We start from the raw sequence: 15,881 nt of genomic DNA, 5'->3' as shown, positions 1-15,881 counted from the left end.
CTAAAAAAATCACCCTGACAATTCTATCAGGCATAGAATAATCAGGGTGATTGTATAAGTAAGTATTAAGTTAGCATGTATTGGGTACTAAATTTATATTAGTACTACGCCTGCTGGCAAGCTTGCTCGCAGCGGCGGCATGCTTCGGCGCACATCTGGCAATGTTCCATATGCGAATGTTTCTCACACTCTGCACCGCACTCGCGGCACACTCTGGCGCAAAGATCCAGAACTTCCCTTTGCATAGTAGAGTCGCGGGATACATAGTCCAGTGCCATTTTACAGATCGCAGCACAATCCAAATCGAGGCGAATGCAGCGCTCCATCATCTTCACATCATCTTCTTGTAAACAGGAAACGGCACAATAGTTACAAGCGGCTGCACATTCGGCCAGCACTGAGATAAGTTGCTTATTCATAGTTACGTTCATGGTTTTATCGTTTAAGTGTAATATTCTAAAAGTATACCCATACCCGTAACTGTCGGTTACAAAAGATTAAAATTGAAAGCAATTATACTTACAGGCACAGCTTAATAGTGCTAATCGTTGGGAGTTGATGGAGCGCAACACATGCATAAATAGATAAGGATCCACCAGCAAAGTAAATTAGAAACTGAACATCCTCATCAGGAGTATAAAAAACAGGCAAAGGCCGCTCTTTTATTATGAACAAATAAAAAAACATGGACCACAACCATCAGCACCACGGGCATAATATAAAACAACAAGCAAGGCAGCAGAAAGACCAGGTAACGGAAAGGCTGGAAGAAAAAACGCTGCACGGCCATGAGCAAGCCATGCACCAGGATACCTCTGGCCATCCACCGCACGGGGCGCACGGCCACGACCATCACCGCATGATGATCGAGGACTTTAAAAAGCGCTTTTGGATCTCGCTCGCGCTGTCTATACCTGTGATCATCCTGAGCCCGATGGTGCAGCACATTTTGGGCTTTACACTGAATGTACCCTTTGGCATGTACATCGCTTTTGTACTCTCCTCTATCATCTATTTTTACGGTGGCTGGCCTTTTTTAACAGGTCTGGCCGAAGAGGTGAAGAAAGGTGTGCCAGGTATGATGACGCTAATCGGTGTGGCTATCACAGTGGCGTACCTCTACAGTACGGCCATCGTGTTTGGGCTGAAAGGGATGGACTTTTTCTGGGAGCTGGCAACGCTTATAGTTATCATGTTGCTGGGCCACTGGATCGAAATGAGGTCTGTATTGGGGGCATCCAAAGCGCTGGAGCTGCTGGTAAGTATGATGCCTGCTGAAGCCATGCTTATACGGGATGGCGAACCCATAAAAGTACGTATCGAGGACCTGCAGAAAGGAGACCTGATACTGGTAAAGCCCGGCGAGAAAGTACCTGCAGATGGTAAAGTGGAGGATGGCGAAAGTTACCTCAACGAAAGTATGCTGACCGGCGAGAGCAAACCGGTAAAAAAGAACAAGGACGACAAAGTAATCGGCGGCTCCATCAACGGCAACGGGGTATTGCGGGTGCGGGTGGAGTATACCGGCAAAGAGAGCTACCTGAACAAGGTTATCAAGCTGGTGCAGGACGCACAGAAGACTAAGTCGGAAACACAGCGCCTAGCTGACCGCGCTGCAAAGTGGCTGACCTATATTGCCTTATTTGCCGGCTTTGGTACGTTTGCCGTCTGGCTAATATTGGGGCAGGACTTTGCCTTTGCACTGGAGCGTATGGTAACGGTTATGGTTATTTCTTGTCCGCATGCGCTGGGTCTGGCCGTGCCGCTGGTGGTGGCAATTTCCACAGCTGTTTCTGCCAATAACGGGCTACTTATTCGCAACCGCACTGCCTTTGAAAACTCCCGCCTTATCACCACCATCATCTTCGATAAAACCGGTACCCTTACGCAGGGCTCCCATGAAATTGCCTCTGTGGTAACATTTGATAATGAGATAACTGAGCGTGAAATGCTGCGCCTGGCATCAGGTGTGGAGCAGAATTCGGAGCATTTTATTTCCCAAAGTATACTTCGCAGGGCAAAGGAACAAAGTATAACTGTGCCACCTTCCGAAGCTTTTAACTACCTGCCAGGCAAAGGCTTGGAAGGCCTAGTAGAAGGTAGAGATGTAAAAGTGGTAGGTCCAAACTATATAAAAGAGTACAACATTGCCGTACCAGCCAGCCAAGCCGAAGAAGGTGTGGAAACAGTAGTTTACACGATAGTAGACGGAACACCTGTCGGTTACATTGCTATGCGCGACCAAATTCGCCCAGAATCTGCAGAAGCCATACGGGTGTTAAAAGAAAACGGAATCAAAAACCTGCTGCTGACCGGTGATAACGAGCGTGTAGCCAAAAGCGTGAGCGACAAACTGCAGATGGACGGTTACTTGGCCAACGTACTTCCCCACCAGAAACAGGAAAAAGTAAAAGAGCTGCAGGCTAAAGGCGAATTTGTAGCTATGACCGGCGACGGCGTGAATGATGCCCCTGCCCTTGCACAAGCCGACGTAGGGATTGCCGTAGGATCCGGAACCGATGTAGCCGCCGAAACCGCTGATATTATATTGGTGAACAGTAACCCGGCGGATATTGCCTCGCTTATACTTTTTGGGAAAGCAACCTACCGCAAAATGATTCAGAACCTGATATGGGCTACAGGTTATAACGTCATAGCTTTACCGCTGGCAGCTGGCGTGCTCTACAACCAGGGCATCATGGTGTCGCCTGCCGTGGGTGCAGCTCTCATGAGCCTGAGCACTGTAATTGTGGCCATTAATGCCCAGTTACTGAGAAGGCAAATAAAGTAAGCTTGTTGCAACAAGGCATCGCTCTCTTATACAACTACCTAAATATCAAGGCGTATAAACTGATCTTATAGACACACAAATAAATTTAAGACTATGAAAAACTTAGGAAAGCAGGTCCAAATATTGGCCCTATGTGCAGTAACGGCTCTGTTCGTTACGGCTTGCGGGGAACAAGAAAGTAAAACAGAAGAAACCACTACAACCACTACAGAAGAGACAACAATTGATACTGCTTCAGAAACTACTATGGATACCGCAATGGCGGGCGGTGGCATGATGGCACACATGCACCAGAACATGGAAGAAATGCAGGGTATGAAAGCTAATATGACCGGCGATCCCGATTATGATTTTGCCCTGATGATGACCCACCACCACCAAGGGGCCATCAGAATGGCAGATGAAGAAATGGCAAACGGCACAGATGCTAAAATGAAGGAGATGGCTCAGAAAACAAAGACATCTAACCAGGCCGATATACAAAAACTACAGGCATTTACCAGCAAGCACACGCCTGCTAAAGGCGACACTACCACTACCATGCGTATGATGCACCCGATGAGCCGTATGATGCAGCAGATGCATCAGCAGGACATGAGCGGTATGAATATTGACCAGAACTTTGCCGCTATAATGATCCACCACCATCAGATGGGTAATGAAATGTCGAAAGAGTTTCTGAAGATTGGAAAGACACAGGAAATGAAACAATTGGCCCAGAAAACTATAGACCAGCAAACCAAAGAAATAAAAGAGCTGGAAGCCTGGCAGCAACAGAATAATAAATAGCTTTTTTAAATCTCCATAGATTTACACAGAAACTTAAAATAGGAAGACCGCTTATTTAATCGATTAAGCGGTTTTTCTGTTTTAAAGGATAACATAAGAGTAAGCTAGATTCTTGTTTAATCTTACCTTAAAATTTACCCGTAACAATTAGTTACACGCTTAAAACAGACTTCCTTGTTCTGGTGCCGGAATTAATATGGCGGGTGTATTATTCGTAACGGAATTTACTAACGGAGATACCGCATAGGACTTCATCTCAGCAGCCGGAAAAGGCTGCAATAAGTCAAGTAACAACTTGTTACTTGAGTTTTTATCCAGCCAGTGATCTTCATTTGCCGGAGCTAAAATTACCGGCATCCGGTCATGCGTCGGCTTTACCAGTTCGTTGGCCTGTGTCGTGATGATCGTAAAAGTGTTCAGTACCTCGCCTGTTTCCGCATCAGCCCATGCATCCCATAATCCGGCAAATGAAAACAGCTCTTCGCTTTTAAGCAGGAAACGGTAAGGTGCTTTACCGGCTGTTGATGTACGCCATTCATAGAATCCATCAGCCGGAACCAGGCAGCGCTTACTACTGATCAGTTCACGGAAGCTGGGTTTCTCCAGCAACGTTTCGGCTCGCGCATTGATTGGTTTGATTTTAGAGTTTCCGTCTTTGGACCAACGGGGTAACAGCCCCAAGAAAAATGTTGTACCTGATCCGGCTTATCGCTTGTAACAACTGGTAACGGCTGCGAAGGTGCGGCATTATAGTGTGCTTCTAACTTATACTTCTCAAGCAATCGTGCTACCCGCGAGGCTTTGTTATTTTTATCTTTTACCGTAATTACTACGGAATATCTACCACACATATAACTACCTCTCTTTGTAGTGAATGATCTATAAACTGACCGGTAATTTATAGCTGTAACAATTAGTAACTGCTATTTTTCAGTGTATTTTTTACCGGATAAAATCTATAGTTTTAGAAGCCAAGAAAACAGCTATAACTATCAAAACTATAGATAAGATGCTCGATGCTGTTACAATAAGTTACACGCTAACCTGGTAGTCTGTATAACTTAAATTTACTGTAAAGTTTCGTCTCAATAGATAAATACTTTAACTTTATATAGTATAAGGTAAATATAACATTTGAGCCAGTAACAAATAGTTACGGACCCAAAAACGGAAACAGACAACACTTTCAGCATGCCCCACACCGCTGCCCCAACTATAGAAAACTTCATCAGCCGCTGGAAAGCTTCCGGCGCTTCGGAACGTGCTAACTACCAGCTGTTTTTAACCGAGCTGTGTGAGCTGTTGGGCGTGGAGAAGCCGCAGCCGGCCACCGACAAGGTGCACGAGGCAAGCTATACTTTTGAGCGGCCAGTAGTGTTTGATGACGGCGAGGGCAAGACGAGCACCAACTTTATTGACCTCTACAAGAAAGACTGCTTTGTGCTGGAAGCCAAGCAGGGCGCCGACAAAGCAAAATTAACCGAAGCCGAACTACTGGGCGCTGAACGGGCAAAGACTAAAACCGGCACCGCCACCCGCGACACCCGTACCTGGGACCGCGAAATGAAAAAGGCCAAGGAACAGGCCCTGCGCTACGCCCGCTCTTTGCCGACCACCGAAGGCTGGCCACCGTTCCTGGCGGTGGTGGATGTGGGATACTGCATTGACCTGTATGCTGACTTCGCGCGGCAGGGAAAGACCTATGTACCCTTCCCCGATCCGCAGAACTATAGAATTACCTTAGATGAGCTGCACCGCATTGAAGTGCGCGAGCGCCTGCGTTTGCTCTTTACCGAGCCGCTGGAACTGGACTCGAGCCGGCGTGCTGCCCGCGTAACAAGGCAACTGGCCGAACGGCTGGCAAAACTGGCGGCCTCGCTGGAAAACACCGGCTATACACCGGAGCAGGTGTCGGGTTTCCTGATGCGCTGTTTGTTCACCATGTTTGCCGAAGATGTGGAGCTACTGCCAAAAGATTCTTTCAAAGAACTTTTGAAGCTGTACCGTCAGAACATGCAGTATTTCCCGAGTGCGCTGAAAGCCCTTTGGGAGAACATGGATAAAGGTGGCTTTGCACCGGCGCTGCACAGAGAAATACCACAGTTTAACGGCTACCTGTTTAAAAACCCAGAAGCTTTACCTATTTCAGAAGCGCAGCTGGATCTGCTGATTGATGCTGCTGACGCCAGTTGGACGGATGTGGAGCCTGCTATTTTCGGAACCTTGCTGGAGCGGGCCTTGCAGCCGCGCGAGCGCCACAAGCTGGGTGCCCACTACACGCCCCGCGCCTACGTGGAGCGCCTGGTAATGCCAACCGTAATTGAGCCGCTGCGCGAAGAGTGGGAAGCAGCCCGCACTGCCTCAGCTATACTGGAAGATAACAACGACGAAGCCGGAGCCCGCAAAGAGATCGAGCATTTCCACAGGCGTTTGTGCTCGGTGCGCGTGCTGGACCCGGCCTGTGGAAGCGGCAACTTTTTGTACGTTACCCTGGAGCACCTCAAAAGGCTGGAAGGCGAAGTGCTGGAGTACCTGGAGCATTTCCCGGGGCAGCGGACCCTGGATATGACAGGCGGCTATACCGTAACACCAGCGCAGCTGCTGGGCCTGGAAGTAAACCCACGCGCAGCGGCCATTGCCGACGTGGTGCTCTGGATCGGGTATTTGCAGTGGCACTTCCGGGCGCATGGCTCGGCCACCCGCCTGAGCAACCCTATTTTGCGCGAGTACGGCAACATAAAGCAGCAGGACGCGGTGCTGAGCTACTCCGACCGCAAAGAGCGCCTCGACGCTGGCGGCCAGCCTGTTACCCGCTGGGACGGCCACAGCACCAAACCGCACCCGGTTACCGGTCAGGAAGTACCCGACGAAACCGCCCGAACTATAGTTTACGATTACCTCGACCCCAAACCCGCCACCTGGCCCGAAGCCGATTTTATAGTTGGCAACCCGCCGTTTGTGGGTAATAAGCGCATGCGCGATGCCTTGGGAGATGGCTATACCGAAGCTTTGAGAAAAGCATACAAAGGTGCTGTTCCGGATAGTGCAGATTTCGTGATGTACTGGTGGTATAAAGCTGGGGAGATTTTAGCGGCTGATAAAACAGAACGTTTCGGTTTTATCACAACCAATAGTATAACACAGTCTTTCAACCGGAGAGTGTTACAGACTTTTATGGATGCCAATGAAACTATCTCTATCACGTATGCTATTCCTGATCACCCGTGGGTAGATAGCGGCGATGGAGCTCAAGTTAGGATCGCCATGACTGTAGCTGAAAAAGGTGTACATTTAGGTAGACTAAATCATGTTATAGCTGAAAAAGATACCGGTGAGTTAGGACGAGAAGTTATACTTGGCGAGAAAATTGGCTCAATACATTCAGATATTAAAGTAGGTGCTAATGTAGCAGATGTGAAAGCTTTAAAGGCTACAGAAAACATGAGTTCAAGGGGTGTAATTCCTCACGGTGCTGGATTGATTGTTACACCTGAAGAAGCTTCAACACTTGGCTTAGGAACTATAGCTGGGATTGAAAAACACATTAGAAATTATTGGAATGGTAAAGATTTTACCACAAGGCCGCGTGGTTTAATGGTAATTGATTTGCTTGGATTAAGTATAGATGAAGTGCGTTCTCATTATCCTGAACTTTATCAGCATGTTCTTTTAAATGTTAAGCCACATCGTGATGAAAATAAAAGGGCAGCAATAAGGGATAAGTGGTGGATTTTTGCAGAGCCACGCAAGACAATTAGAAAAGCTTTAAATGGATTAGAACGATACATTGCAACCCCACAAACTGCGAAGCATAGAATCTTTCAGTTTTTAGATATGGATGTTCTACCAGATGACAAACTAATTGCTATATCCCTGGAAGATGCTTATTTCTTGGGTGTGCTACAATCTAAAATTCACGTTGTTTATTCATTAGCAACTGGAAGTAGATTGGGAGTTGGCAATGACTCGGTTTATGATAAATCCCGTTGCTTCGACACCTTCCCCTTCCCTGCCGCTACCGAAGCGCAGCAGGAGCAGATCCGAACTATAGCCGAGCAGTTGGACCCGCACCGCAAGCAGCGGCAGGCGCAGCACCCCACGCTCACCATCACCGACATGTATAACGTGCTCGAGAAACTTCGGTCGGGCGAAGCGCTGAACGCCAAAGAGCAGAAAACCCACGAACAAGGGCTGTTAAGTATACTGTTGCAGCTGCACACCGAGTTAGATGCCGCCGTAGCCGCCGCCTATAGTTGGCCCACCAACCTTCCCGAAGAAGAAATACTGGAACGCCTGGTAGCGCTTAACAAAGAACGCGCCGCCGAAGAAGCACGCGGCCACATCCGCTGGCTCCGCCCCGAGTACCAGAACCCGCAAGGCACCCAGCAAACCGACATGGGCATTGAAACAAAAGTTAAAACTATAAAAGCCACCGCCAAAGAAACCCTTGCCTGGCCAAAAACGCTCTCGGAGCAAGCACAGGCCGTGCAACGCGCCCTGCAACTACACGAGCGCCCGGCTACCGCTGAAGATCTTATCCTTCAGTTTAAGCCTGTAGCCAAACCACAGCAACCGCAGCGCCTGAAACAAATAGACAGCCTGCTGCAAACGCTTCATGGGTTGGGTCTATTAAGGAAAACGGAAAAAGAGCAGTATGTGAAGTAGTAATAAGAAGCTGTTGTAAGTGTATAATCGGCACTTATTAAGTGTAGTAGCTTCCTTTATTGTTTATAATGCTATAAAATTCATAGAATATGATATAACGCTTACAGGAAATTCGGATAAATTTTAAGAAACATCTGATTTTTGTTTATATCCAAACTTGATCAAACTATTCTTTTTTATATTAGCATTTATCTATATATCATTTTTTAACTTAAAGGGAAAGAAGGTCTGAGCTGAGTTTTAGAATTTTAGTATAGGAACATTACCCACATAGAATAAAGTTAGATCAAAGTTTAATCCCAGGTTATATTAAGAAATGATAGAACATTTTTCCATAAAAGAAGTTGCGACTTATGATGAATCAGGTATTCAAGTTGCAGGATTAAAAAAAATAAACTTCATATATGGTGCCAATGGTAGTGGCAAAACAACTGTTACTAAATACTTCTATAATCCTGAAGACACTGTATTCCATAAGTGTAACTTGGGTTGGTTAGGTGGAACCCCAGTTAAGGCTTTAGTCTACAATAAAGATTTTAGAAATAGAAACTTCGGAAAAGGGAATATAGATGGAGTTTTCACACTTGGACAAGCCACAAAAGAGCAGATCGAGGAAATCGAACAAAAAACTAAGAATCGTGAAGAGATTAAAGAAAAAGGACGAAAAGAGAAAAAGTCTCTTGAAACTTTGAATTTTAAACTTCAGGAACTTGAAAACGATTTCAAAGAAGAGGTATGGGTGGAAATTTATAAGAAGTATGAACCTGAATTTAAGGAAGCTTTTAAAGGGTTTATGCAGAAAGAGTTATTTAAGCAAAAGCTTCTTGATGAATATGAGACAAATATTTCAGGCCATTTAACACACGAAAAGCTAAAAGAAAAAGCTGATACTATTTTTGGTAAAGCACCCACTCTATTATCAATTATCCAAAACATTAGCTTTGAAAGAGTTGTCGAGATTGAAGAAGATAACATTTGGAAAAAGAAAGTTGTAGGTAAAGCTGATGTTGATATTGCAAACCTAATACAAAAGCTAAACTTAAATGACTGGGTAAATGAAGGTCGCGGGTATTTACAAGAAGAAGAAACTTGCCCCTTCTGCCAAGAGAAAACGATAACTGTAGAATTTAAGAAAAAACTTGAAAGCTACTTTGATGAAACATTTTTAAAGGATATTGAACTCATTAAGTCATGCTCAGAAGAGTACAGTCTCCTTACAGCAAACCTCTTAAATATTTTACAACAAATTGAGTCTGCTGAAAAATTAAATGAAAACACCAAGCTTAATATAGAAACTTTCACGGCCTACATAAAAACGTTGTTAAGCCAACTTGTAACCAATAAAGGACTGTCCCATAATAAAGTAAAAGAACCTAGCAGAAGTATTGAATTTATTCCAGTTAAGGAGCAATTAGGTAATATTAAGGAGCTAATATCTGCAGCAAATTCTGATATTGAAAAACACAACACGATTGTTGCTAATTATACAACTGAAAAATCAGACTTAATTAAATTAATCTGGAAATATCTAATAGAAGAAAGTAGGCTGCGTATTCAGAATTTCTTAAAGCATAAAGCAGGGCACTTAAAAGGAATAGATGCGCTTACAAAGCGGATTGATAATCTACGAATAGACTACAAGAAGCTGGATCAAGAAGTAAAAAACTTGACCAAAAATTCTACAAGTATTCAACCTTCAATTGATGAGATAAATAGATCACTAAGCTTTTACGGTTTTCAAAACTTCAGCATTGTGCCTTGTAAAACTGAAAAGAATCAATATCAAATTCAGCGAGGGGATGGAACCTTGGCAGAATCAACATTAAGTGAGGGTGAAGTAACATTTATTACTTTTCTATACTTCCTTCAACTAGCTAAAGGAGGCAGTACAGAAGATGATATTTCAGATGAAAGGATATTGGTAATTGATGATCCAATCTCTAGTTTAGATAGTAATATTTTGTTTGTAGTAAGTGCTTTATTGAAAGAAATAATTAAGGGGATAAAGAAGAGTGAAGGTAATATCAAACAACTAATTTTGTTGACTCATAATGTGTACTTTCATAAAGAGGCATCATTCATAGACGGTCGCACAAAGGAATGTAGCGAAACCGCGTTTTGGATACTTAGAAAGAACTACAATGTTTCTTCTATTGAGAGTTATGGAATGAAGAACCCGATTCAGAACTCATACGAACTCCTTTGGATGGAACTGAGGAACAAAGACGAAAACTCGGGTCTTACGATTCAAAACACTATGCGCAGGATTATAGAAAACTATTTTAAGATTCTTGGTAAGTACGGAGACGATGATCTAATACAAAAATTCACAGATTACCAAGAACAAGAAATTTGTAGATCAATGATAAGTTGGATAAACGATGGATCTCATAGTATACCAGATGACTTATTTATTGAGCGTCAATCAACTACAATAGACAAGTATTTTGATGTCTTCAAAAAAATATTTGTCCATACCAATCACCTTGAGCATTATTCAATGATGATGGGAGCTCCTAGCTTAAACTAAAAACCATTTATAATCGAAATTCTAATTTATTAAATCTTTAAAATTCATCTCTACCTGACAACTGCAGTTCAGCAATATCTGCAACGAATACTGTTCATTAACAAAGTCTACTACCTCATCTTCATTAACCTGAACTATGACGTTTCAGAGAGTAAGGCAAAAAGTAGAAGTAATCCAGGAAGCTGAGTTGTTTCAGCCTGTATAAGCGCTTTCGATATAGATATAAAGCCAGAACAGGATGCCTGGGCAGAAGCATCCTGTTCGTTAGAATTCATTAGGCACTAATTTAGCTCGTTTAGGCCGAGTCTCCGTTAAGAGCTGGTAGAGCAGTAATCCGAGTACGACAACGCCTAGAAGCACGAGCAGCCATAACAGGCCAGCCCCTTGGTTACCTTCCGTTACAGTAGGCATCAGCTGCAGATCAGCTGGGTTGATCTGAAAATCTATTTTCTCTACTATCACGTGTTTCTTTTTAAAATTACCCGTTCACTTTCTGAATCGGCAAATGCCCACCCAAATCTGCCAGAAAAGTAAAATGTGCGTTGCTCTTTATTTACCCCCTGCAGCAGGAAATTGAAATCAAAGCCAGCTTGTTTTAAAGCAGTCGCTGGAAACGGTGTTTCAAAATGCTGCTCGTACAGCGTAGCCAGAATCTCATCATTTCGCAGCACCTGGTGCAGCATTGATGCGTAGGGTTCCTGTTTCCAGACAGACCCTTGCTCCTGTGCCAGCTGTTCTTGCAATAGTTTCAACTGCTCAGCAGTAGCACTGTTTACTTGGTCACGTAATTTTTCTAGGTCAGTATCACCATACATGGCCATAATAACCAGCATCGCCACGTATTCAGCCAAACTTAGACCTAATTCATCGGCCTCTTGTAACAGCTGTTCACGCTGCTCTGGGCTTACACGGCAGGCTATCGGTTCTGTCGGATCTTTTTTCTTTTTCATTTAACTAAAGATTAAACTTGTAATGGATTAAAAGCCCGCCAATCTGTAGCCTTGTCGGTAAAGACGATGACATCACACATCCAGAGAAGGCGCGACAATACCCGATCACCGTAGACTTCCCGTATTCTTTCACTGCGGTAATTGGCAGTAAAGTGTGTCAGCACCCCTTTCGAAGTAAATAGCTCTTCCCGCATCGTGATCAGTTCTGGAAGTGCATACACAGGCTGCTCTTGGAAATGCTTGGTAGGCCGTTCAGCTAGGATGTCATCGAATACCTGGTTTACAAGTAGCCCATTCGTGTGCTTTTTATTTGCAATGCGACTCAAAGCGGCATTGCCCCCGTTAGTTGTATCGGCATAAGCATATTGCACCGTCTGCGCTTTGGTAAAAGCAAGTGGCTGGTTCCGATCTACATGATTTAGGTACTTTTGCAGTAATATGAAAATATGGGATTTACCAACACCGGAAGGCCCAGTTAGTAACACTCCTCGCCCAGGCCGCATACCGTATTTGGCTAATGCTTCTTTATCCTGCGTAAAGGCTGCGCAAGCCATCATCCAGGCTTTGTAGTTGTGTGCATCAAGCATTATGTCTGGATGCCACAAGGGTTGCGTATCTTTTGCCAGATAGTTGTGCAGTCTTCTTAACTCATCGGATAGTTGCTCAGCTTTCATACCATGAACAGGATTAGAACTTGTCGCCATCGTATTGCTTGGCGTGAAGGTGCGTGTATGGGGATTGTTTCGAATTATATCGGCTATATTGTTCATTTGATGTTGCTTTTTTAGAATTGAAATTATGTGAAAGGGTAATCCATTTTTCGACGGCAGCAGGTAAGCTTTTCATTTTGGCGCTGCCCATCATCCAGCCGGTGGCTGTGTAGTTGATGTAAAACTTTCTGGCTTCTTCCACCAGGTCTACTCCTGCTGTTAATTCTTCAGGCAGTTGTTGCATGCAAGACCTAACTTGCTCGACAGTGGGCGTAGCTCCGTTAAAAAAAGAAAATGAATTATTATTTTCCTGAGATCGTGAGTTCTCTGCCCATTCTCTCTCGTCATTATAAGGGACATTATGTATGTCATTCTTATCTATATAGAGTGACCCTACGTTTTGAGGACGCGTTTGTCCAGATGTGGGGACATGTGTGTCTAAATCATGTCCTTCAGTTGTCCCGGCTAGCGACACCAAATGGATCTCGCGCCGGTCAAACATTTCGCGATTTTTCACAAGGCGGATATAGCCTAACTTGACTAGTTTTTTCATCCAGCGAGAAATACTTTTGGCGCTTTTATCAAAAAGGGTGGCAAAGTGTGTATCCTTCGCCCAGCAGTACCCTTTGCTTCCACTGAGGGCTACTAGCTCGCCGTAAAACATTTTCTCTGATGCATTCAGGAGTTTGTTGAAGCGTACCTGGTGTGGGATAACCGCTTTGTTTTGTGGTCTGATGACGGCTACCATGTGCGGCCTCCTTTCCCTTTGTAGTTAGCTGCAACACGTCCGATTTCTTCTACGGTGCGCTGCTCGCCACGCAGCATAAAGGCGATCACATCTTCTTTTAAAAAGTAGTTCTTCTTGCCTTCCGGTTTGTAAAATTTCAGCTTCTTCTGACTGGTCAGCCGGTAGAGATGATCTTCTGATACATCCAGCATATAAGCTGTTTCCCTGCCATTAAGCACTGGTTTGCTTTCAATGGCGTGGGACATGTAAAGATTGTGAAGAAGCTCTGTGAGCAACTCCGTGCCTTGTTTGGTCAAGGTAACCTGTTCTTCCTGCTTCGCTGCGAGGCGGGTGAACAATTCTGTAAGATTTACTTTTTCCATAACCGTTTTTAGTTGGTGATGTAAAAGTAAATCCGCCTGAACCCAAAGTAAATGTCCGACGGTTTCTCGTCGGACATACCTTTAAAATAAAATCAAAATTGTGGACAAATTCTAAGTTACCCACAGGGTATAGTCCCTAAGGATCTACTTCACCGGACTAGTTTGTCTTCAAAACTTGCTTTATAATTTTGTCAAGTTTAAGAGACCAGGGTGGCAATAAGCTTCTCTTTTCATTGTAAGATTCTGCTCTGTATCGTGCATCTATTAGCATGCCGTGTGTGATATGTTTCAGGCTGCCCTTCAAGTTGACATAGGCAAACCCAGAACTTATTCTTTCAAAAAGCCAAGGCATCACCACAGCATCCAGTGCTAAGGCTTTCTTTTGCTTTGCAGCACTGAGCACTTGCTCAGGGGCTGTTAGCAAATCAGCTTGCAATAACTTCTCTGCCAGGTAAATCAGGCTTGGCAGACCACGATGCATCCACACCACTTTGTATGGCGCTTTATTCGATATAAAAAGTAAAAGAAAGAGTTTTGATGATGTTTTAGGATGTAGAAATCCTTGTGCTTTTAACGCAGAAAATAATTTCAACACTTGCCTGCGAGTTGAAGGGCCTTCTTTCCATTGCAGCGTCGGAGCGAGTTCACCAGATGAAACCCAGCCATCAAATCCCTGCTGCAGCAACTTTTTAAGCTCATCCAGTAGTATTCTAACTTTAACGGGCTCTTTTTCTAGCTGCAGAAGATTCCACATTTCCTGTTGGTTAAACATGAACGTAAGTGCTTCTTCTTCAGGTAGCGTATCCAGATACTTCTTGACTAGCCCCTGTTCAACTGCCGTACTAGCTAAGGGTATACGCGTATCCCGCAGAATGCCTTTGCACTTTAAAAGCGCTTTATAAGCTTTCTGATAAACTGCTGTAACCTTGTTATAAAAGCTGTATTCATCCACCGCATCATAAATCAACTGCTTTTGAAGCATGCCTACTTCTTCTAAGCCTAAGGCATATCCTTCACGCAGTACACGGTGCGCCCAGTCCTGCACTCGCTCGGTAATCGCTAAGGGATACTGCCTATTAACATCTATACTTTGCGGCTCTATTGCATTATCAATACTCATGGCCTTTTATCTTAAAAATTGATTTCAGGTAAATTCTCTACGGCCTTTTCCTTTAAAGACTCCACGAGTCTAACATACTTCTGGGTCTCTACTAAACTGGAGTGTCCCAGCAGCCCGGATACAGAGCGCACATCTGCTCCGGAAAGCAATAGATTAGTACCGAACGAGTGGCGGGCACAGTGCCAGGTAACCTTCTTATTGAGCTCGGCTTTGTCAGCCCAGTTTTGCAGGTGTTTGCCACAGGTCGTATTAGAAGGAAGCGTAAAAACGGGCTGGCGACGAAGCTTATCTTCTTCAGCTCTGGTTCGTTTCTGGCCTGCAGGCTTCTCTATTTTAGCTTCTTTGGCTTTTGGCCGTTCGCCCAGTAGCTTAAGCGCTGTGCTGTTTAAGTTTACTACTACATCTTTGCTCGTCTTTTGCTGTTTTACCCGCATCACACTACCTGTAATGGAAGACCAGTCCAGCTCCTTTACATCACAAAAGCGAAGTCCGGTAACGCAGCTAAACAAGAAGGCCCGTTTTACTTCGGGGAGAAAACACTCCTTGCTGGCCAGCTTCTGGATCTCTTCCATGGTGAGCACTTCTTTTTCGATGCCTTCGGTATAGCGGTTTTCGACATCTTCGGCAGGGTTCTGCCCGATCAGCCCTTCTTTCATGGCTTCTTTGAGCACCTTGCGAAACTTTTTAAAGTAGTTGTAGGGGGTTGATCCGGAGCAGTTTTGCTCTAGGTATAACCTAAAGCGAGAACATACCCGCACAGTCACTTCACTAAAAGGAAATATGGGAGGGTTACCTACAAAGTCCTTAAAACGTGAAGCCATCGCTTTGATCACACGGGCATCTTTTTTAGGATAGAGCTCAGTATACTCATCTAGAAAGGACAGAAAGTTAGCTTTTCGTTGCACCGAAGCTTTTACAATCTGTGTGTTCTTAGACAACTGCAATTCTCGCTCCGAGCGTATGCGTTCTGCCAGCAATTGATTATCTTTATTGGCGGTCCGCTCTTCTGAGTTTTTGGGATTTGCGATTAAGTGAATATTCAGAAAATCATACTTCCGTTTGCCGTTCTGATTGTAGTCTAAGTATAAGGTTTCGCCACCGGATGAGAGAAGGCGGGCGCGTAGTTTTATAAGTTTACCTTTGACGACCACACGGGTCTGAGGCGCCTTCGCAGGAGCGGTTTTGGTAGAGATGTTTGCCATCGTTTCGTTGTATT

At 44.5% G+C, this 15,881-nt stretch carries 11 protein-coding genes and 1 pseudogene; 4 read left to right on the top strand and 8 right to left on the bottom strand.

All coding sequences use genetic code 11. The features are described from left to right. Positions 1-104: 104 nt before the first annotated feature. Complete coding sequence (locus ABS362_RS16685; RefSeq protein WP_350413839.1) at positions 105-419, bottom strand: four-helix bundle copper-binding protein; 315 nt, start codon at positions 417-419, stop codon at positions 105-107. 266 nt (positions 420-685) lie between these two features. Here ABS362_RS16685 and ABS362_RS16680 point away from each other — a divergent pair, with 266 nt between their 5' ends. Both ABS362_RS16680 and ABS362_RS16675 read left to right on the top strand, forming a co-directional pair. Next, complete coding sequence (locus tag ABS362_RS16680; protein ID WP_350413837.1) at positions 686-2,791, top strand: copper-translocating P-type ATPase; 2,106 nt, start codon at positions 686-688, stop codon at positions 2,789-2,791. 93 nt (positions 2,792-2,884) lie between these two features. Continuing rightward, complete coding sequence (locus ABS362_RS16675; protein ID WP_350413835.1) at positions 2,885-3,580, top strand: DUF305 domain-containing protein; 696 nt, start codon at positions 2,885-2,887, stop codon at positions 3,578-3,580. A 159-nt stretch (positions 3,581-3,739) separates the two neighbouring features. On the opposite strand, the pseudogene ABS362_RS16670 reads toward ABS362_RS16675, so the two are convergent. Beyond that, a pseudogene (locus ABS362_RS16670) lies at positions 3,740-4,431 on the bottom strand (SOS response-associated peptidase). A 340-nt stretch (positions 4,432-4,771) separates the two neighbouring features. Here ABS362_RS16670 and ABS362_RS16665 point away from each other — a divergent pair. Together ABS362_RS16665 and ABS362_RS16660 are read left to right on the top strand one after the other, a co-directional pair. After that, a complete protein-coding gene (locus ABS362_RS16665; RefSeq protein WP_350413833.1) occupies positions 4,772-8,245 on the top strand; it encodes a class I SAM-dependent DNA methyltransferase in 3,474 nt (1,157 codons plus the stop codon). A 316-nt stretch (positions 8,246-8,561) separates the two neighbouring features. Further along, positions 8,562-10,775: an AAA family ATPase gene (locus ABS362_RS16660; RefSeq protein ID WP_350413831.1), complete on the top strand. Its 2,214-nt coding sequence runs from the start codon at positions 8,562-8,564 to the stop codon at positions 10,773-10,775. A gap of 458 nt (positions 10,776-11,233) precedes the next feature. Here ABS362_RS16660 and ABS362_RS16655 read toward each other — a convergent pair whose 3' ends face one another. The 6 genes from ABS362_RS16655 to ABS362_RS16630 form a co-directional block, all read right to left on the bottom strand. Continuing rightward, positions 11,234-11,725, bottom strand: a complete 492-nt coding sequence (locus tag ABS362_RS16655) for a hypothetical protein (protein ID WP_350413829.1) — start codon at positions 11,723-11,725, stop codon at positions 11,234-11,236. An 11-nt stretch (positions 11,726-11,736) separates the two neighbouring features. After that, positions 11,737-12,399, bottom strand: a complete 663-nt coding sequence (locus ABS362_RS16650; protein WP_350413827.1) for a P-loop NTPase family protein — start codon at positions 12,397-12,399, stop codon at positions 11,737-11,739. A 13-nt stretch (positions 12,400-12,412) separates the two neighbouring features. Continuing rightward, positions 12,413-13,183 carry a helix-turn-helix domain-containing protein gene (locus tag ABS362_RS16645; RefSeq protein ID WP_350413825.1) on the bottom strand — a complete coding sequence of 257 codons (771 nt, stop codon included), beginning with the start codon at positions 13,181-13,183 and terminating at the stop codon, positions 12,413-12,415. After that, a complete protein-coding gene (locus ABS362_RS16640) occupies positions 13,177-13,545 on the bottom strand; it encodes a helix-turn-helix domain-containing protein (RefSeq protein ID WP_350413823.1) in 369 nt (122 codons plus the stop codon). The genes ABS362_RS16645 and ABS362_RS16640 overlap by 7 nt, the downstream gene beginning before the upstream one ends. A 157-nt stretch (positions 13,546-13,702) precedes the next feature. Beyond that, positions 13,703-14,665: a hypothetical protein gene (locus tag ABS362_RS16635; RefSeq protein ID WP_350413821.1), complete on the bottom strand. Its 963-nt coding sequence runs from the start codon at positions 14,663-14,665 to the stop codon at positions 13,703-13,705. Between the two features lie 11 nt (positions 14,666-14,676). Then, positions 14,677-15,867: a tyrosine-type recombinase/integrase gene (locus ABS362_RS16630; protein ID WP_350413819.1), complete on the bottom strand. Its 1,191-nt coding sequence runs from the start codon at positions 15,865-15,867 to the stop codon at positions 14,677-14,679. Positions 15,868-15,881 lie beyond the last annotated feature (14 nt).

Origin of the sequence: Pontibacter populi, assembly GCF_040278685.1 — a bacterium.
Classification (GTDB): Bacteria; Bacteroidota; Bacteroidia; order Cytophagales; family Hymenobacteraceae; genus Pontibacter; species Pontibacter populi.
Note: the sequence above shows the minus strand (reverse complement) of the source record. Positions and strands in the feature narration are given on the sequence as shown.